The sequence below is a fragment of the Vulcanococcus limneticus LL genome, assembly GCF_943369875.1.
GTDB classification, from domain to species: domain Bacteria; phylum Cyanobacteriota; class Cyanobacteriia; order PCC-6307; family Cyanobiaceae; genus Vulcanococcus; species Vulcanococcus limneticus_A.
Window position 1 is genome coordinate 1 of the sequence record NZ_CALROT020000005.1, and the last position, 17191, is coordinate 17191.

Consider the following 17191-nt stretch of genomic DNA (forward strand, 5'->3'; position numbering starts at 1 on the left):
CCAGCCCCCCAGCGCCAGGTAGGCGGTGGGGAACAGCAGCAGACCCGACCAACCGACAAAAACGAAGCGGTCGCGCTTGAGCCAGTCATCGAGGACGTCGAACCATCCCCGCTGTGGCGCGCGCCCTACAGCGATCGTCATGAGAGCGGCTTCATGAAGCGTTACAGGGCTCATGGTACGGGGAACCGCGGCCCTGTGGCGGGTGGGCCGCCCCAGAAACCGATCCAGGCCGTTCAAATGAGTAAAAGCACTCAGGAGCCCGGCGGGCCTGGGTCATTCGCCAGAGTGGGGGCTGGCCGCAAGTCCCTGCCCGTGTACGTCGTCGAGCTCTCCCTCAAGCTCAGCCCCATGCCGGTTGCCGTGCAGCGCAAGGAGCTGGCGGATGCCCAGGCCCTCTACGGCCAGGTGAAGCAGGCCCTGGAGACCGGCGCGCCCCGGGTGCTGGAACTCAGCTGCGAGAAGGAGGAGGACAAGCGCATCAGCCTGCTGAGCAGCGAGGTGGTGGCCGTGCAGATCTACGAGAAGTCGGCCATGGGCGGCGGCAGCAAGCGGCCGGGCTTCTCCTTCGAGGGCTGAGCGGCGCCCCTTGACCCTGACCCCACCCCTTCCCCACTCCAGCGGCCCTGCCCTGGCCGAACCGCCGCTGGTGGTGGACCAGCTGGGCTTCGCCTGGCCCTCGGGCCAGCGGGCCCTCAGCCACTGCAGCCTCACGGTCCCCCGGACCGGCCTGTGGATGCTGGTGGGGGGCAACGGCAGCGGCAAGAGCACCCTGCTGCGGCTGATCGCCGGACTGCTGGAGCCCGCCCGGGGGCGAATCCACACCCCCCTCAAGACGGCCCTGGTGTTCCAGAACCCGGATCACCAGCTGCTGCTGCCCAGCTGCGGCAGCGACATCCAGCTCTCCCTGCCCCCGGGGCTGGACGCCGCCGGACGCCAGCAGGAGGTGGCCCGTGCCCTGGAGCTGGTGGGCCTGGATGGCTTCGAGGGGCGACCGATCCACACCCTCAGCGGCGGCCAGAAGCAGCGCCTGGCGATCGCGGGGGCCCTGGCGAGTCGGGCCCGGCTGCTGCTGCTGGACGAGCCCACCGCCCTGCTGGACCCCGACAGCCAGCAGGACCTGCTGCGGCTGATCCGCCGGCTGTGCAGCCAGGGCGAAGCGCCGATCACGGCCCTGTGGATCACCCATCGCCTCGACGAGCTGGACTGGTGCGATGGCGCCGCCCTGGTGGAGCGGGGCAGCGCCGGCCCCTGGCAGACGGGGGAGACCCTGGCCAGACGGCTCAGCCCCTTGCCCAGGGGCAGGGCTGAGGGGTAAGGTCTTCGGGTCCCAGTCAGGGACACCGTTCCCAGAAGCCGGCTCCCCAGGAGTTCGTTGTTTGGAACGCATTCCTCGGTAGCTCAGCGGTAGAGCGATCGACTGTTAATCGATTGGTCGCAGGTTCGAATCCCGCCCGGGGAGTTCTTCTCCAACCCCAGCCCCAGGGCTGGGGTTTTTTCTTGGCGGCTGGCTGGCGCTGGCCCGAGCGGGCCCACAGGCTGGATGGGGCCGGGTCCGCGGCGGGGAGATCCACGGCCACAGCGGCAGCCCGCTGGCACCAACACCGCAGGATTACAAGATCTCGATCAAAAGAAAAGGTGAAGATTGAAGGGCCTGTCAGGGCGTTCCCGGGGCGCGGATCCCTCTGACTGCAGGGCATCTGGCCGATCGCGATGGAAAGCGGGCAGCCCCCGACCGGTGCACATCCGCGCACCCGTGGAGAGAATGCCTGCACGAAACGTGGCCGCGGCCACATCCCGTCCAGAGCCGCTTCCGCGGCGCCTTGCCGTAGCAGCCATGAAACCCTGCATCCTGCTGATCGAAGACGACAGCGACATGCGCGAGCTGGTCGCCGGCCACCTGGAGCACAGCGGCTTTGACGTGCAGCGCGCCGAGGACGGGGTCAAGGGCCAGGCCCTGGCCATGCAGACCATCCCGGATCTGATCCTGCTGGACCTGATGCTGCCGAAGGTGGATGGCCTCACCCTCTGCCAGCGCCTGCGCCGCGATGAGCGCACCGCACGCATCCCGATCCTGATGCTCACCGCCCTGGGCAGCACCAAGGACAAGGTGAGCGGCTTCAATTCCGGCGCCGACGACTACCTGGCCAAGCCCTTCGACCTGGAGGAGCTGCAGGTGCGGATCAAGGCCCTGCTGCGGCGCTCCGAGCGGGCCCCGCTCTCGACCAAACACAACGAGATCCTCAGTTACGGCCCCCTGACCCTGGTGCCGGAGCGGTTCGAGGCCTTCTGGTTTGACGAGCCGGTGCGCCTCACCCACCTGGAATTCGAGCTGCTGCACTGCCTGCTGCAGCGCCACGGCCAGACCGTGGCCCCGTCGCTGATCCTCAAGGAGGTGTGGGGCTACGAGCCCGACGACGACATCGAGACGATCCGGGTGCACGTGCGCCACCTGCGCACCAAGCTGGAGCCCGATCCCCGCAAGCCCCGCTTCATCAAGACCGTCTACGGCGCCGGCTACTGCCTGGAGCTGCCCATCGGCGCGCAGCTGGAGGAGCTGGCCACGATGGTCCGGGAGGCGCGGCGGCAGCGCCAGGCCCCCGGCGGCAGCCCCCAGGCCGCCTGAGCCAATCCTCCCGCCGGGGCCACGTCTGCGCTGCCGGGCTCAGGCGGCAGCCACGGCGCCGCTGAGCTCCAGCAGGGCCACCTCCCAGGCCAGGCGCGGCTGCACATAGGCCCGCAGCTGGCGCCGCAGCGTTTCGAGGCGGTGCTGCTGGCCGGGGTCGTGGTGGCGGCGCCACAGCCGCAGCTGCCACAAATCCAGGAGCCAGAGCTGCTGCTCGCCATCGAGGGCCTCGCACAGGTCCCGGGCCAGGGCCAGGGCCTCCACCGGGCTGGCCGCCAGGGAGGAGAGCCGCTCCGCCAGGCCCGCCGGCAGGGCCTGCCACTGCTGGCGATGCCGCAGCAGGGCCCCGGGCGAGCCGGCGGCCAGCTCCAGCAGCTCGGGAGGTTCGGGGCCGGTGGCTGGGGCGGGTTCCTGATCGGGAGCGGGGGCCGCGGTGGGGGGCAGGCCGGCCAGCACCTGCTGCAGCAGCTCGGGGCGCAGCCGCGCGAAGGGCACCTGCTGGCAGCGGGAGCGGATCGTGCTCAACAGCCGGTCCGGGGCGGCGCTGAGCAGCACCAGCAGTCCGTCGCCGGGTTCCTCCAGGGTCTTGAGCAGGGCGTTGGCTGCCCCCTCCGCCATGGCCTCCACAGCCTCGATCACCACCAGGCAGCGGCTGGCCTCCAGGGGCCGGCGGGCCAGGAACTGGGACACGCCCCGCACCTGCTCCAGGCGCAGCTGCGGCGGAGCCCGCCGGCTAACGCCGGCCTCGACGGCCTGGGAGGCCGGAATCAACTGGCCCTTGTCGGAATAGGTGGGCTCGACCCAGAGCAGATCCGGGTGGTTGCCCTCCTCCAGGCGGCGGCGCACGGCCAGGGAGCCCTCCGGCCCGGCGATCACCCCCTCCAGGAAGCGGAGCGTCGCCAGGCGGCGGCCCACCCCCTCGGCGCCGCTGAACAGATAGGCGGGCGCCAGCCGCCCCTGCACCAGGGCCGCCCGCAACAGGGCCGTGGCCGGCGCCTGCCCCACCAGATCGGCGAACAGGTCCTCAGCCATGGGCGGCAAGACCCTCAGCCGCCGCCGGCGCCCCGGGGTGCACAGCTGCGGAGAACGCCCGCAGCGCCGCCTCGATCGCGGCACTGACCTGCGGGGCTGGCTGACGCCCATCCAGGCGATGCCAGCCCCGCTCGGCCGCCAGGGCCGCAAAGCCGCCGCAGACCCGCGCCAGGAAGGCCTCGCCGCTGGCCTCGATCCGATCAGCCGCCCGGTGCCCCCGGCGCCGCAGCGACTCAGCCAGGGGCAGCTCCAGCCAGAGCGTCAGATCGGGCGCCAGGCCGCCGGTGGCAATCCGCTCCAGCTGGTCGATCAGCTCCAGCGACAGGCCGCGGCCATAGCCCTGGTAGGCGGCGGTGGAGCCGGCAAAGCGATCGCTCAACACCCAATGGCCGGCCTCCAGGGCCGGCTGGATGCGCTGCTGCACGTGCTGGGCCCGGTCGGCGGCATAGAGCAACAGCTCGGCGCCACTGCCGGGGGCCGCCTCGCCGGGGGGGTGCAGCAGCAGCTGGCGCAGGGCCTGGCCCAGGGGGGTGCCGCCGGGCTCGCGGGTCACGATCAGCTCGGCGCCGGCCGGCAGCAGCCCACTCTCCGGCAGCCAGCGGCAGAGGTGCTCGAGCTGGGTGGTCTTGCCGCAGCCGTCAATGCCCTCCAGCACCAGGAAACGGCCCCGAGGGCGGGCGGGATGGGCCGAGGGGGAGGGCTCAGCCGGCACGGCGGGCTCCAGCCGGCGGACGCCCCTGCAGGAGGAGGGCATTGGCCACCACGGTGATCGAACTGAGGGCCATCAGCAGGGCCGCCAGCGGCGGCGACAGCAGCACCCCAAAGCCTGGCAGCAGCACCCCCGCCGCGATCGGCAGCACCACCAGGTTGTAGCCGAAGGCCCAAGCCAGGTTCTGGCGCACCTTGGCCATGGTGCGGCGCGCCAGCCGCAGGGCTTCGGCCAGGCCCTCCAGCCGATCGCCCAGCACCACCAGATCGGCGCTGTCCATCGCGATCTGGGTGCCGGTGCCCACGGCGATGCCCAGGTCGGCCGCGGCCAGGGCCGGCGCGTCGTTGATGCCATCACCCACCATCGCCACAGGCCCCTGGAGGTGGGCCGCCAGGATCCGCTCCAGCTTCTGCTCGGGCAGCAGCTCCCAGGCCAGGGCCGCGGGTTGGAGCCCCAGCTGGCGCCCGAGCCGCTCCACGGCACCGCGGCGATCGCCGCTGAGCACCCCCAGCTCGAGGCCCATGGCCTCCAGGGCCCGCAGGCTGGCCGCGGCATCGGGGCGGGGCTGATCCTGGACGGCGATCAGGCCGAGCAGCCGGGGGCCCTCGGCCACCGCCAGCAGACTGGCGCCGGCCTCCTCCTGGGCGGCAATCCAGGCCTGCTGGCCCGGGGTGAGGGGCAGGGCTCCGGCGGCCGCCTGCACCCACTCCGGCCGCCCCACCCAGCAGGCCTCACCTGCCGCCAGGCGACCCGCAACGCCCTGGCCCGCCAGCGCCGAAACCTGCTGCAGCGGCAGCAAGGCCAGCTCGCGCCCCTGGGCCTCCTGGAGCACGGCGAAGGCCAGGGGATGGCGGCTGCTGGCCTCCAGGCTGGCCGCCAGCTGCAGCAGCCGCGCCTCGGCGGCGAGCCCCGCAGGACCCTGACCAGGGCCTGCGGGGCCGCCGCCGCCGTCCGCCACCAGCGCGATCGCCGTCACCAGGGGGCGGCCGAGGGTGAGGGTGCCGGTCTTGTCGAACAGCACGCGGTGCAGCTGCGCCGCCGTCTCGATCGCGGCGCCACCGCGGAACAGCAGCCCGGCGCGGGCGGCGCGGCCGGTGCCCACGGTGATCGCCGTGGGGGTGGCCAGGCCCAGGGCGCAGGGGCAGGCCACCACCAGCACGGCGATGCTGAGCTGCAGGGCCAGGGCCAGCGGCGTCTCGGCGCCCATGCCCAGGCTGCGGTGGCCGCCGTGCAGGTGGACCGAGGGCCCGGCCATCAGCACCTGGGGCCAGAGCCGGGTGCCCCACTGCCACCAGAACAGGAAGGTGGCGGCGGCCAGGGCCAGCACCAGCGGCGTGAAGCGGCCGGCCATCCGGTCCGCCAGGCCCTGGATCGGCGCCTTGCGGGCCTGGGCCTGCTCCACCAGGCGGATGATCCGCGCCACCGCGCTCTGGGAGCCGGGCCGCAGCACCTCCAGCTCCAGGCGGGCCTCCAGGTTGAGGCTGCCGGCGGCCAGTTCGCTGCCCGGGGCGGCCTGCAGGGGCAGGGGTTCGCCGGTGAGGCTGGACACGTCCACCGCCGATTCCCCGGCCAGCACCCGGCCATCCACCGGGACGCGATCGCCCGGCAGCAGCCGCAGCCGATCGCCCGGCCGCAGGGCGCCGACCCGCACCGGCCGGGGCTCGCCCTCCCCGAAGAGCAGCAGGGCCGTGTCGGGCTGGAGCGCCGCCAGCTCCTCCAGGGCCCGGCCGGTGCGGAAGCGGGCCCGCTCCTCGAGGAAACGGCCCAGCAGCACGAAGCCCAGCAGCATCACGGGCTCGTTGAAGAAGCACTGCCAGCCCACCGCCGGCCACAGGAAGGCCACCAGGCTGGCCAGGTAGGCACTGGCCATGCCCAGGCCCACGAGGGTGTCCATGCCGGGCATGCCGGCCAGGGCCGCCCGCCAGCCACCCCACAGGATCGGCCGGCCGGGCCCGGCAAGGGCCACCGTGGCCAGCAGGGCATGGAGACGGATGTCCGCCAGCCAGGGCTGGGGCAGGCTGCCCGCCTCCGCCAGGTGGCCGGCCGCCGAGAGCAGCAGCAGCAGCAGGGCCACCACCAGCTGGCGCCACTGCTGCCACCAGCTGCGCCGCTGCCGGTGCCGCAGCCGCTCCAGCACGGGGTCATCGCCGTCGCGGCGGCGGGCCGTGAAGCCCACGGCCGCCAGGGCCTCCACGAGGGCCAGGGCGGGATCGGCGCCGGTCTCCCCGGCCGCCGGCCGATCCGGTGCCACCTCGGTGGGGTCAAGGCCCACCCAGGCGGTGCGGGTGAGCAGGTTCACGCTGGCCTGGCGCACCCCGGGCTGGGCCAGCAGCCGCTGCTCCACGGCCCGCACGCAGCCGCCGCACTTCATCCCCTCCACCTCCAGCAGCAGCGGCGCCAGGGACCCGGTCTCCGCGCCGGCCGCTTCAGGCGCTGCGGCCGGGGGCTGGGCGGAGGCGGCTGGGGTGGCGGAGGGGGAGGTGGAGTCTTGAAGGGAGTCGGTGGCGGCCTCGATGGCGGGCGGCACGCGCGGGCGGCGGGCCCCCCACGCTAGGGACTGCGAACGGCCCGGTCCCCTGCCGGCCGGCACAGGTGAGGATGGGCCCACGCCGACCAGAACCCGCCCGTGCCCCGCTCGCAGCGCAACGACAACTTCATCGACAAGAGCTTCACGGTGATGGCCGACCTGATCGTGAAGCTGCTGCCGATCGACCCCAAGGCCAAGGAGGCCTACGTCTACTACCGCGATGGCCTCTCAGCCCAGAACGACGGCGACTACGCCGAGGCCCTCGATAACTACGAAGAGGCGCTGCGGCTGGAGGAGAACAAGGTGGACCGGGGCGAGATCCTCAAGAACATGGCGATCATCTACATGAGCAACGGCGAGGAGGAGAAATCGCTCGACTACTACCGCCAGTCCCTGGAAGAGAACCCCAACTCCCCCTCCTGCCTCAAGAACATGGGGCTGATCTACGAGAAGTGGGGCCGGCTGGCGGTGGAGCAGGGCAACCAGGATGAGGCCGACCGCTGGTTCGACCAGGCGGCCGACTTCTGGACCAAGGCCGTGCGCCTCTACCCCGGCGGCTACCTGGACATCGAGAACTGGCTGAAGTCCTCGGGTCGCTCCAACGTGGACGTGTACTTCTGAGGCGCCACCCCTAGCCCCGATCGTCCGCCGGGTTCACCCCCAGCGCCGCCACCAGGGCCTCGGCCACACCGCCCGCCTCCAGCAGCTGCAGGTCCAGCCCCGCGGCCAGCCGCGCCAGGCCGCTGCCCTTGGGCACCACCGCCCGCGAAAAGCCCAGCCGCGCCGCCTCCTGCAGCCGCAGCTCCAGCTGGCCCACCGGCCGCAGCTGGCCGCCCAGGCCCAGCTCGCCGATCAGCACCGTGCCCGGCGGCAGGGTGAGATCGCGGTAGCTGGCCACCACCGCCGCGGCCACCCCCAGATCCGCCGCCGGCTCCTCCACCTCCAGGCCGCCGGCCACCGCCAGGTAGCAGTCGAAGCGGGAGAGGGGCAGGCCCAGGTGCTTCTCCAGCACTGCCAGGATCTGGTGCAGGCGATTGGTGCCAATGCCGGTGGCGGTGCGGCGGGGACTGGCGTAGCTGGTGGTGCTCACCAGGGCCTGGAGCTCCACCACCAGGGGGCGCGTCCCCTCGCAGGCCACGATCGTGGCGGTGCCGGCACTGGGCTCCTCGCTGCCCAGGAACAGCTCGCTGGGGTTGCTCACCTCCGCCAGGCCGCGGCCGCGCATCTCGAACACCCCCAGCTCGTGGGTGGCGCCGAAGCGGTTCTTCACCGCCCGCAGCAGCCGGTGGCTGGCGAAGCGGTCCCCCTCGAAGGTGAGCACCGCATCCACCAGGTGCTCCAGCACCTTGGGGCCGGCGAGCATGCCCTCCTTGGTCACGTGGCCCACCAGCAGCAGGGCCGTGTCCTGGCGCTTGGCGATGCGGGCCAGGGCGGCGGCGCACTCGCGCACCTGGGCCACGGAGCCCGGAGCGCTGCTGAGCTCGCCGTCGTGCAGGGCCTGGATGCTGTCGATCACGGCCACCGCCGGCCGCAGGGCCTCCAGCTCCTGCAGCACGAGCTCCAGGTCGGTTTCGGCCAGGAGCTGCAGGCCGGAAAGCTCCGGCGCCCCGGGCCGCGCCCCTGCCACAGCCCCAGCCGCGCCCTCCGCCTCATCGGCCCCCTCCGCCAGCCGGCGCCAGCGCAGCTTCACCTGCTGGGCCGACTCCTCCGCGCTCACGTAGAGCACCGAGCAGCGGGTGGCCATCGCCTCGGCGCTCTGGAGCAGCAGCGTGCTCTTGCCGATGCCGGGATCGCCCCCCAGCAGCACCAGGGAGCCCGGCACCAGGCCGCCGCCCAGAACCCGGTCCAGCTCGGCGTAGCCGCTGCCCAGGCGCTGCAGGGGCCGCTCCCCCACCGCCGCGATCGGCTCGGAGCGGCGCGGCTGGCGGGGGCTGGCGGCAGCGGTGTCCGCCGCCACCGGGCGACGGCGGCGCGTGTCGCTGGCGGGGGCCGTCTGCTCCACCAGGCTGTTCCAGGCGCCGCAGCTGGAGCAGCGGCCGAAGAACTGGCGGGTCTGGGCGCCGCAGCTCTGGCAGACGTAGGTGGTGGTGGGACGGGCCAAGAAGGTGTATGAAGAATGTTGGCTCTCGGTGAACCTGGGGGCCCCAAGACCCTGTTCAGTAGGGCGATCGAGTTAACCCGTCCGAACTGACAGGCGCCATGACGGCCACGTCCCCCGCGAAGGAAACCATCCTGGTCGTCGATGACGAGGCCAGCATCCGCCGCATCCTCGAGACCCGGCTCTCGATGATCGGCTACCAGGTGGTGACCGCCTCCGATGGGCTGGAGGCGATCGAGACCTTCCGCCGCACCAGCCCGGATCTGGTGGTGCTCGACGTGATGATGCCCAAGCTCGACGGCTACGGCGTCTGCCAGGAGCTGCGCAAGGAGTCGGACGTGCCGATCGTGATGCTCACGGCCCTGGGCGACGTGGCCGACCGCATCACCGGCCTGGAGCTCGGCGCCGACGACTACGTGGTCAAGCCCTTCAGCCCCAAGGAGCTGGAGGCCCGCATCCGCTGCGTGCTGCGCCGGGTCGACAAGGAGCAGAGTGCCGGCATCCCCAACTCGGGGGTGATCCAGGTGGGCGACCTGCGCATCGACACCAACAAGCGCCAGGTGTACCGGGGCGACGAGCGCATCCGCCTCACCGGCATGGAGTTCAGCCTGCTGGAGCTGCTGGTGGGCCGCAGCGGCGAGCCCTTCAGCCGCGGCGAGATCCTCAAGGAGGTGTGGGGCTACACCCCCGAGCGCCACGTGGATACCCGGGTGGTGGACGTCCACATCTCCCGGCTGCGCTCCAAACTGGAGGATGATCCCGCCAATCCCGAGCTGATCCTCACGGCCCGCGGCACGGGATACCTGTTCCAGCGCATCGTCGAAGCCGTTGCCCCCGAAGCCAACTGACGCCACGCCCGATCCCAGCGGCCGCAGCGCCCGGCGCGCGCGGCCCCGGGCAATCCGCCGCCTGGTGATCTGGTATCGCCGCAACGCGGCGGTCACCAGCCTGGTGGACACCGCCAACAGCGCCGGCCAGGCCGCTGGCTCCGTCGCGGGCAGCGTGGCCGGCAGTGTGATGTCCACGGCGGGCTCGGTGGCCGGCGCCGCCGCCAGCACCGCCGGAGCCGCCGCCAGCACCGCCGGCTCGGTGGCCAACACGGTGCTGCAGCCCCTGGTGTTCGACCCGCTGCGGCGCCTGCAGCAGGGCCCCGGCCAGGACGGCACGCTGACCATCGATGACAGCCAGCGCCTGTGGGTGGCGGTGGACGGCATGGGCGGCGACCACGCCCCCGGCCCGATCCTGGAGGGCTGCCTGCGGGCCGTGGAGCAGCTGCCGCTGCGCATCCGCTTCGTGGCCGAGACCGCCCTGCTGGAGGCCGCCGTGGCCGAGCTGGGGCTGGGCCAGGAGCTGGCGGCCGCCACCGGCGCCGGCCTGATCGAGCTGGTGCCCAGCGGCCCCTCGGTGACCATGGACGACGAGGCCACGGCGGTGCGCCGCAAGCGCGACGCCAGCATCAACCTGGCCATGGACCTGGTGAAGCACGGCCAGGCCACCGCCGTGTACTCGGCCGGCAACTCCGGCGCCGTGATGGCCTCGGCGATCTTCCGCCTGGGCCGGCTCAAGGGCATCGACCGCCCCGCCATCGGCGCCCTGTTCCCCACCAAGGACCCGGCCCAGCAGGTGCTGGTGCTGGATGTGGGCGCCAACATGGACTGCAAGCCCGAGTGGCTGCACCAGTTCGCCCTGCTGGGCAACATCTACAGCCGCGACGTGCTGCAGGTGCCGCAGCCCCGCATCGGCCTGGTGAACATCGGCGAGGAGGAGTGCAAGGGCAACGACCTCTGCCTCAAGACCTACCCGCTGCTGGCGGAGGATCCCCGCTTCGTGTTCGCCGGCAACTGCGAGGGCCGCGACATCCTCTCCGGCGACTTCGACGTGGTGGTCTGCGACGGCTACACGGGCAACGTGCTGCTCAAGTTCCTGGAGTCGGTGGGCAGCGTGCTGCTGGACGTGCTGCGGGCCGAGCTGCCCCGGGGCCGCCGCGGCAAGGTGGGCTCCGCCTTCCTGCGCAGCAATCTGGTGCGGATCAAGAAGCGCCTCGACCACGCCGAGCACGGCGGGGCGCTGCTGCTGGGCGTCGACGGGGTCTGCGTGATCGGCCACGGCAGCAGCAAGGCCCTGGCGGTGATGAGTGCCCTGCGGCTGGCCCACTCCGCCGCCAGCCACCGCGTCATGGACGACCTGCACCGTCTCGGAGACAGCGCGGAGGCCGCCGTTGCCTGTGGTTGACTGAGCCCAAACTGGGGGCTCGATGGTGTCGCTCGGCGCAGGCAAGGCCGCGGTCACGGGGTTGGCGGCGGCCCCGGAACTGGCTCTCCCCCGCGGCATGGCCCTGGGCGGCATGGCCCTGGTGGGCTCCGGCAGCGCCGTGCCGGCCGTGAGCCTGAGCAACCAGCGCCTCAGCGAGCGGGTCGACACCAACGACGAGTGGATCCGGACCCGCACCGGCATTGCAGCGCGGCGGGTCGCGGCGCCCGATGAGCCCCTCACCGTGCTCGCCAGCCGGGCCGCCCAGGCCGCCCTTGATCACGCGGGCTGGAGCCCCGAGGATCTCGACCTGATCCTGCTGGCCACCTCCAGCCCCGACGACCTGTTCGGCACCGCCCCGCGCATCCAGGCCGCCCTGGGGGCCCGCAACGCCGTGGCCTTCGACCTCACGGCCGCCTGCAGCGGCTTCCTGTTCGCCCTGATCACCGCCGGCCAGTACCTGGCCACCGGCGCCATGACCCGGGCCCTGGTGATCGGCGCCGACCAGCTCAGCCGCTGGGTCGACTGGGACGACCGCAGCACCTGCGTGCTGTTCGGCGACGGCGCCGGCGCCGTGGCGGTGCAGGCCTGCCCGGCGGACGAGGGCGGCCTGCTGGGCTTCCGCATGCGCTCCGACGGCAGCCGCAACGGTTGCCTCACCCTGGCCCAGACCGACTCCCATCAGGACCTGCTGGCCGGCGTCAGCGCCCAGGTGGGCGGCTTCGCGCCGATCCGGATGAACGGCCAGGAGGTCTACAAGTTCGCCGTGCGGGAAGTGCCGGCGATCCTCAAGGAGCTGCTGGAGGCCACCGGCACCGCCCCCGACCAGCTCGACTGGCTGCTGCTGCACCAGGCCAACCAGCGCATCCTCGACGCGGTGGGCGAGCGCTTCGCCATTCCCCAGGAGCGGGTGCTCAGCAACCTGGCCAGCTACGGCAACACCTCCGCCGCCACCATCCCGCTGATGCTCGATGAGGCCGTCAAGGACGGCCGGGTGCAGCCGGGCCACCTGCTGGCCAGCAGCGGCTTCGGCGCGGGCCTGAGCTGGGGCGGGGCCCTGCTGCGCTGGAGCGGGCCCCAGGCCTGAGGCGGCGCCCGCGGGGCTGAGCCCTAATCTCCTGGCCACAGTGCAACTGGCGCGCATGGGCATCGCCTGGGTGTTTCCCGGACAGGGTTCGCAGAAGGTCGGCATGGCGGCCGGCGTGCTGGAGCTGCCCGGGGCGGTGGAGCGCTTCGCCGCCGCCTCCGAGCTGCTCGGCCGCGACCTGCTGGCCATTTGCGCCGGCGAGGCCACGGGCGAGCTGAGCGACCTCAACGACACCCGCAACACCCAGCCGGCCCTGTTCGTGCTCGAGAGCTTGCTGGTGGATGGCCTGAGGGCCCAGGGCCGCTCGGCCGATCTCGTGGCCGGCCACAGCCTGGGCGAGCTGGTGGCCCTCTACGCCGCCGGCGTGTTCGATGCGGCCACCGGCCTGCGGCTGATCCAGGTGCGCAGCGCGCTGATGGCCGGCGCCGGCGGTGGCGCCATGACCGCCGTGATGGGCTTCGATCGGGGCGAACTCGATGCCCTGGTGGCCGCCACCGAGGGCGTGGTGGTCGCCAACGACAACAGCAGCGCCCAGGTGGTGCTCTCCGGCAGCCCGGAGGCGGTGGCGGCGGTGAGCGGCGCCCTGACCTGCAAGCGCGCCATCCCCCTGGCGGTGAGCGGCGCCTTCCACTCGCCGTTCATGGCCGAGGCGGCCGAGGCCTTCGCGGCCGAGCTGGAGGCCGTGCCCTTCGCCGACGCCACGATCCCGGTGCTGAGCAACACCGACCCCAGCCCCGAAACCAGCGGCGAGGCCCTCAAGGCCCGGCTGCGCCGCCAGATGACCAGCGGCGTGCGCTGGCGCGAGACCATGGAACGCCTCAGCGCCGACGGCATCGACACGGCCGTGGAGATCGGTCCGGGCAACGTGCTCAGCGGCCTGATCAAGCGCAGCTGCGCCGGCATCAGCACCGCCCAGATCGCCGGCGCCGCCGACCTGGGCCTGTGAGCGGCTCCGAGCTGGGCCCCCCGGTCAACCCGCGCCCGGGCAGCCGGCCGGTGAATGCGGTGAAGCGGGTGCTGCGGCGCCGGCGCCGCAAGAGCGAGCCGCCGGCCCTCCTCAGCACCCCCAGGCCAAGCCTCACCTACCGGCTGATCAGCTACCTGCTGGTGTTCCCCGTGTATCGGCTGCTGTTCCGCGGCCGCACCGCCGGCAACGCCAACGTGCCGATGGAGGGGGCCCTGGTGGTGGTGGCCAACCACGGCTCGCACCTGGATCCACCGCTGCTGGGCCACGCCCTGGGCCGCCCGGTGGCCTTCATGGCCAAGGCGGAGCTGTTCAGGGTGCCGATCCTGGGGCCGATCATCCGGGCCTGCGGCGCCTATCCCGTGTCGCGCGGGGCCAGTGACCGCGAGGCGATCCGCATCGCCACCGACCGGCTGGAGGAGGGCTGGGCCACCGGCGTGTTCATCGACGGCAGCCGCCAGGCCGACGGCCGCGTCCATGCCCCCCAGGCCGGTGCCGCCCTGCTGGCGGCCCGGGCCGGCGTGCCGCTGCTGCCGGTGGCGATCATCAACAGCCACCGGGCCCTGGGGCCCGGCCAGAGCAAGCCCCGGCTGGTGCCGGTGCACATCCGCATCGGCACGCCGATCCCGCCGCCGGCCTCGCGTCGCCGCGCCGATCTCGATGCCGCCACCGCCGCCTGCCAGGAGCAGATCAACGCGCTGCTGGACCAGGGTCTGATCCGCGGCCCGCTCAGGAACGCGCCGCTGGCTCCAGCAGCGGAGCAAACCGCCTTGCCGCCCAGTCCCTGACGTCGCGGCCGCTCAGCACCCACAGGGCGGCCCGGGCGCCATCGCCCCACACCTTGCGGCGGCCCTCCGGATGGCACTGGTCGCCGCAGGGCACCGCCACCGGAGTGAGATGGATGCCGCGGCTGCCGGCCACGATCCGCCCCACCAGCAGGGCCCGCTCCATGTGGTCGCTGCTGGTCACCAGCAGCACGTGGCGCACCTTGGCCCGCCTGAGCTCGTCCACCACCGAGGTGAAGTTGGTGAGGGTGTCGTGGGCGCGGTAGTCGAGCTGAACGCGGCCGGCGCCGAGCCCCTGCCGGCCGAACTGCCAGGTGGCGTATTCGGGGTTGCTGCCGCCGCTCACCAGCAGCGGCAGCCCGTCGCGGCGGGCCAGTTCGCCGGCGGCCCGCTCCCGGGCCACATCGCCGCCGAGCACCAGGATCAGCTGGGGCCTGGGCGGGGTGGGCAGCAGCAGCCCCCGCGACAGCCACAGCAGACCGCCGGCCGCCAGCAGAGCCAGCAGCCAGGGGCCACGGCCGCCGCCCTGGCGCCTGGGCCGGCCACGGCGGGGACGCCGCGGCGGTCCGGCCAGGCCCTCGGCGGCGCCCCCCCGCCCCGCCCCTGCGGTGGCCGAGGCGGCCGTGGCCCGGCCCTCACCCCGAACCCGCCGGGAGACCTGGATCTGGGAGCGGGGGCGCCCCATCACAGCCCCTCCACCGGGCTGGTGGGGTAGAGCGGCAGCACCGGCTGCCAGGGCCCCGCCAGGTGTCGGGCCGCCGCCAGCTGGCCCAGGGCCAGCAGCTGGGCGGCATCGGCCTCGGGCTCCACCAGGGCCTGGGCCCGGGGCCCAGCCGGCAGGGCCTCCCCCGGAGGGAAGAGGCGCGGCGGCTCCCACTCGGCCACGCCGCCGAAGGCGGCCGGGTCAGGGCCGTAGGCCCCGGCCACCACGCCGCGGCGCGGCAGCTCCTGGGTGAGCCAGAAGCGCTCGGCCCCGGCCATCGCCCCGCCCGGTGCGGCCAGCCGGCGGGCGATCAGCAGAAAGCTGCTGAAGCCGTGCAGCGGGATCGCCAGCTGCTGGGCCAGGGTGCGGGCCAGCACCAGCGTCAGCCGGGTGCCGGTGAAGCCGCCGGGGCCGGTGGCCACCACCAGCCGGCCGAGCTGGGGCCACTGCTCCGCCGGCAGCAGCTCCTCCACGCAGGGCAGAAGCTCGTTGGAGAGCTGCCGGCCCAGGGGAAAACCGGCGAGTCGGGCCGGCTCGGGCGCCGTTCCGGCCGCCAGCCGCTGCAGCCCCACGGCCAGCGTGTCGCTGGAGCTGTGCAGGGCCAGCAGCCAGGGCGAGGCGCTCATGCCGGCACGGCCAGACCGGGACGGAGCCGCTGCCAGTGGCCGGGATCGGCCTGGAAGCTGGCGCAGGCGCGCACGTCCCACTCCACGCCCACCTGGCCGCCGGGCAGATCGCGCACCTGCACGTGGATGCGGGGCTGGCTGGGCACGAAGCCGGGGTCGGCGCTGAGGTGGGGCACCCCGTGCTGGCGCTCGACCGCGTGATAGGCCTGGCAGTCCCCCACCCAGTGGCAGTCCACGCAGATGCACATGTCAGCGTCCGGCGCGGGTGAGCCCATTGTGGCGGGCGCGCCAACCCGCCAGCTCTGGCAGCGGCTGCGGCCCGAACGCTGGCCCCTGCCCCTGGACGCCCTGCCGGCCGACGCGGCCCTGGTGGGCGGCGCCGTCCGCGACGGCCTGCTGGACCGGCTGGGCCCGAAACCCGACCTGGACCTGGTGGTGAGCGGCGATGCCATCGCGCTCTGCCGGGCCCTGGCCCGCCGCCACGGCGGCAGCGCGGTGGTGCTCGACGCCGAGCGCTGCATGGCGCGGCTGGTGATCCGGGGCTGGAGCCTGGACCTGGCCCGCCAGGAGGGCGCCAGCCTGGAGGCGGACCTGGTCCGGCGCGACTACACGGTGAACGCCATCGCCCTGCCGCTGCGGCGTGGGGCGGACCTGGTGGACCCCAGCGGCGGCCTGGAGCACCTGCGGCAACGCCGGCTGGTGGCCGTGAGCGAGGCCAACCTGCTGGCCGACCCCCTGCGCCTGCTGCGGGGCGTGCGGCTGGCGGCCCAGCTCGGCTTTGCCCTCGATCCCGGCAGCGAGGCCTGGATCCGCCGGCACCATGGCCGGCTGCCGGAGGTGGCGCCCGAGCGGGTGCTGCAGGAACTGGAGAAGCTGGCGGCGGCGCCCCTGGGCCACCTGGGGCTGGCCCAGGCTGTGGCCACCGGCCTGCTCGCCCCCTGGAGCGCCACAGCCGCCGGGCCCGCTGCCGGTCTCGCAGCAGCAGCAGCCGATCTGGCCCTGCTGGAGCGCCTCAGCCCGGAGCGGGCCGCCGCCGCCGGCCTGACGGCGAGCGAAGCGGCCGAGGCCCTGCCCCTGGCCCGCCTGGCCGCCCTGTTCGACGCGGAGGCCCTCGAACGGCTGCGCAGCAGCCGCAAGCTGCAGCAACGGGCTGGCCGGCTGCGGAGCTGGCGGCAGCGGCTCGGGGCGGACCGTCCCCAGGACGGCGCCCCCTCCTCCGCTCCCGGTGCCGCTGCGGGCGCCGATCCCGCCGCCGCCCTCAGCGCCGCCATCGCCGCCCTGCCGGAGGTGGAGCGGCTGCAGCTGCAGCGCCAGCTCGAAGCGGACCTGCCGGCCCTGCTGCTGGCCTGGCCGGCGGAGCTGGCCCGGTCGTGGCTGGAGCGCTGGCGTGATCCGGACGACCGGCTGTTCCATCCCCGGCCGCCGCTGGATGGACGCCGCCTGCAGCAGGCCTGCGGCCTGGCCCCCTCCCCCCGGCTCGGGGAGCTGATGGAGCACCTGCTGCTGGAGCAGGCCTTTGGCCGCCTGCACGGCCCCGAGGCCGCCATCGACGGGGCCCGCCACTGGCTCGAGCACCAACCTGACGCTGGCGCCTAGACACCGCGCCGTGATTAACTTCTCTGGCAAAGTCGTTTTCAACGACCTGAATCGCGCCAGTTAGGGCTTCGCTGCAGTCCCAATCACCGTTCCATTCCCCCCGAGAGCGACTTGAGCGCGCCTCCGGGGCGAGTGCAACGCCGATGAGGGCAAGAACGTCAGGCTCGCTGATCGCGGGCCAGAGCCAGCCG

Annotated in this window: 17 protein-coding genes, 1 tRNA gene and 1 pseudogene; 11 read left to right on the forward strand and 8 right to left on the reverse strand. The window is 73.6% G+C overall.

The annotated features are described in order from the left end of the window. Positions 1 to 141: pseudogene (locus ACLV7J_RS07045) on the reverse strand (photosystem II D2 protein (photosystem q(a) protein)); the annotation flags it as partial. A gap of 171 nt (positions 142 to 312) precedes the next feature. On the opposite strand from ACLV7J_RS07045, the gene ACLV7J_RS07050 reads away from it, so the two are divergent. The 4 genes from ACLV7J_RS07050 (at position 313) to ACLV7J_RS07065 (ending at position 2623) form a co-directional block, all read left to right on the forward strand. Further along, positions 313 to 576, forward strand: coding sequence for a hypothetical protein (locus tag ACLV7J_RS07050; protein WP_411868398.1), 264 nt, complete (start codon positions 313 to 315; stop codon positions 574 to 576). A gap of 16 nt (positions 577 to 592) precedes the next feature. After that, a complete protein-coding gene (locus ACLV7J_RS07055; RefSeq protein ID WP_411868586.1) occupies positions 593 to 1315 on the forward strand; it encodes an ABC transporter ATP-binding protein in 723 nt (240 codons plus the stop codon). Positions 1316 to 1387: 72 nt separating this feature from the next. Then, a tRNA-Asn gene (locus ACLV7J_RS07060) sits at positions 1388 to 1459 on the forward strand. 375 nt (positions 1460 to 1834) lie between these two features. Next, on the forward strand, positions 1835 to 2623 hold the full coding sequence (locus ACLV7J_RS07065; RefSeq protein WP_411868399.1) for a response regulator transcription factor: 789 nt from the start codon (positions 1835 to 1837) through the stop codon (positions 2621 to 2623). A 39-nt stretch (positions 2624 to 2662) separates the two neighbouring features. Here ACLV7J_RS07065 and ACLV7J_RS07070 read toward each other — a convergent pair whose 3' ends face one another. Genes ACLV7J_RS07070 through ACLV7J_RS07080 form a run of 3 tightly spaced genes read right to left on the reverse strand, consistent with a single transcriptional unit; the run spans position 2663 to position 6735 of the window. Continuing rightward, positions 2663 to 3655, reverse strand: coding sequence for a DNA polymerase III subunit delta' (locus ACLV7J_RS07070; protein WP_411868400.1), 993 nt, complete (start codon positions 3653 to 3655; stop codon positions 2663 to 2665). Continuing rightward, positions 3648 to 4367, reverse strand: coding sequence for a dTMP kinase (gene tmk / locus ACLV7J_RS07075; protein WP_411868401.1), 720 nt, complete (start codon positions 4365 to 4367; stop codon positions 3648 to 3650). The genes ACLV7J_RS07070 and tmk overlap by 8 nt, the downstream gene beginning before the upstream one ends. Then, on the reverse strand, positions 4357 to 6735 hold the full coding sequence (locus tag ACLV7J_RS07080) for a heavy metal translocating P-type ATPase (protein ID WP_411868587.1): 2379 nt from the start codon (positions 6733 to 6735) through the stop codon (positions 4357 to 4359). Before ACLV7J_RS07080 ends, tmk begins: the two co-directional genes overlap by 11 nt. A 255-nt stretch (positions 6736 to 6990) precedes the next feature. Here ACLV7J_RS07080 and ACLV7J_RS07085 point away from each other — a divergent pair, with 255 nt between their 5' ends. Next, entirely contained in the window at positions 6991 to 7512 is a 522-nt protein-coding gene (locus ACLV7J_RS07085) for a photosystem I assembly protein Ycf3 (protein WP_411868402.1), read from the forward strand. Between the two features lie 10 nt (positions 7513 to 7522). On the opposite strand, the gene radA is transcribed toward ACLV7J_RS07085, so the two are convergent. After that, positions 7523 to 8992, reverse strand: coding sequence for a DNA repair protein RadA (radA, locus tag ACLV7J_RS07090; RefSeq protein WP_411868403.1), 1470 nt, complete (start codon positions 8990 to 8992; stop codon positions 7523 to 7525). A 98-nt stretch (positions 8993 to 9090) separates the two neighbouring features. Between radA and rpaB the strand changes: the two genes are divergently transcribed. The 5 genes from rpaB (at position 9091) to ACLV7J_RS07115 (ending at position 14078) form a co-directional block, all read left to right on the forward strand. Next, a complete protein-coding gene (gene rpaB / locus ACLV7J_RS07095) occupies positions 9091 to 9837 on the forward strand; it encodes a response regulator transcription factor RpaB (protein WP_255128743.1) in 747 nt (248 codons plus the stop codon). After that, on the forward strand, positions 9818 to 11221 hold the full coding sequence (gene plsX, locus ACLV7J_RS07100; RefSeq protein ID WP_411868404.1) for a phosphate acyltransferase PlsX: 1404 nt from the start codon (positions 9818 to 9820) through the stop codon (positions 11219 to 11221). Before rpaB ends, plsX begins: the two co-directional genes overlap by 20 nt. Positions 11222 to 11333: 112 nt before the next feature. Further along, the gene (locus ACLV7J_RS07105; protein ID WP_411868588.1) at positions 11334 to 12326 is read left to right on the forward strand and encodes a beta-ketoacyl-ACP synthase III; all 993 of its coding nucleotides are present in this window, start codon (positions 11334 to 11336) and stop codon (positions 12324 to 12326) included. A 55-nt stretch (positions 12327 to 12381) separates the two neighbouring features. Further along, positions 12382 to 13272, forward strand: a complete 891-nt coding sequence (gene fabD, locus ACLV7J_RS07110) for an ACP S-malonyltransferase (protein WP_411868405.1) — start codon at positions 12382 to 12384, stop codon at positions 13270 to 13272. Positions 13273 to 13340: 68 nt separating this feature from the next. Beyond that, positions 13341 to 14078 (forward strand): lysophospholipid acyltransferase family protein, encoded by a 738-nt coding sequence (locus ACLV7J_RS07115; RefSeq protein WP_411868589.1) that lies wholly within the window; start codon positions 13341 to 13343, stop codon positions 14076 to 14078. On the opposite strand, the gene ACLV7J_RS07120 is transcribed toward ACLV7J_RS07115, so the two are convergent. From ACLV7J_RS07120 to ACLV7J_RS07130, 3 genes are read right to left on the reverse strand one after another with little or no spacing between them, the layout of a single operon-like run. Continuing rightward, the gene (locus ACLV7J_RS07120) at positions 14020 to 14760 is read right to left on the reverse strand and encodes a YdcF family protein (protein ID WP_411868406.1); all 741 of its coding nucleotides are present in this window, start codon (positions 14758 to 14760) and stop codon (positions 14020 to 14022) included. The genes ACLV7J_RS07115 and ACLV7J_RS07120 overlap by 59 nt on opposite strands. After that, a complete protein-coding gene (gene tsaB / locus ACLV7J_RS07125) occupies positions 14760 to 15404 on the reverse strand; it encodes a tRNA (adenosine(37)-N6)-threonylcarbamoyltransferase complex dimerization subunit type 1 TsaB (RefSeq protein ID WP_411868407.1) in 645 nt (214 codons plus the stop codon). The genes ACLV7J_RS07120 and tsaB overlap by 1 nt, the downstream gene beginning before the upstream one ends. Continuing rightward, positions 15401 to 15652: a Ycf34 family protein gene (locus ACLV7J_RS07130; RefSeq protein ID WP_411868408.1), complete on the reverse strand. Its 252-nt coding sequence runs from the start codon at positions 15650 to 15652 to the stop codon at positions 15401 to 15403. Before ACLV7J_RS07130 ends, tsaB begins: the two co-directional genes overlap by 4 nt. Before the next feature lie 28 nt (positions 15653 to 15680). Here ACLV7J_RS07130 and ACLV7J_RS07135 point away from each other — a divergent pair, with 28 nt between their 5' ends. Next, a complete protein-coding gene (locus ACLV7J_RS07135) occupies positions 15681 to 17000 on the forward strand; it encodes a CCA tRNA nucleotidyltransferase (RefSeq protein WP_411868409.1) in 1320 nt (439 codons plus the stop codon). Positions 17001 to 17191 lie beyond the last annotated feature (191 nt).

Excerpts from the sequence above, each read along its gene's own strand:
- ACLV7J_RS07065 (WP_411868399.1), top strand. The coding sequence starts at position 1,835 with ATGAAACCCTGCATCCTGCTGATCGAAGACGACAGCGACATGCGCGAG.
- ACLV7J_RS07120 (WP_411868406.1), bottom strand. The coding sequence starts at position 14,760 with ATGGGGCGCCCCCGCTCCCAGATCCAGGTCTCCCGGCGGGTTCGGGGT.
- ACLV7J_RS07105 (WP_411868588.1), top strand. The coding sequence starts at position 11,334 with ATGGCCCTGGTGGGCTCCGGCAGCGCCGTGCCGGCCGTGAGCCTGAGC.
- ACLV7J_RS07130 (WP_411868408.1), bottom strand. The coding sequence starts at position 15,652 with ATGTGCATCTGCGTGGACTGCCACTGGGTGGGGGACTGCCAGGCCTAT.
- ACLV7J_RS07080 (WP_411868587.1), bottom strand. The coding sequence starts at position 6,735 with ATGAAGTGCGGCGGCTGCGTGCGGGCCGTGGAGCAGCGGCTGCTGGCC.
- fabD (WP_411868405.1), top strand. The coding sequence starts at position 12,382 with ATGGGCATCGCCTGGGTGTTTCCCGGACAGGGTTCGCAGAAGGTCGGC.
- ACLV7J_RS07070 (WP_411868400.1), bottom strand. The coding sequence starts at position 3,655 with ATGGCTGAGGACCTGTTCGCCGATCTGGTGGGGCAGGCGCCGGCCACG.
- rpaB (WP_255128743.1), top strand. The coding sequence starts at position 9,091 with ATGACGGCCACGTCCCCCGCGAAGGAAACCATCCTGGTCGTCGATGAC.
- tsaB (WP_411868407.1), bottom strand. The coding sequence starts at position 15,404 with ATGAGCGCCTCGCCCTGGCTGCTGGCCCTGCACAGCTCCAGCGACACG.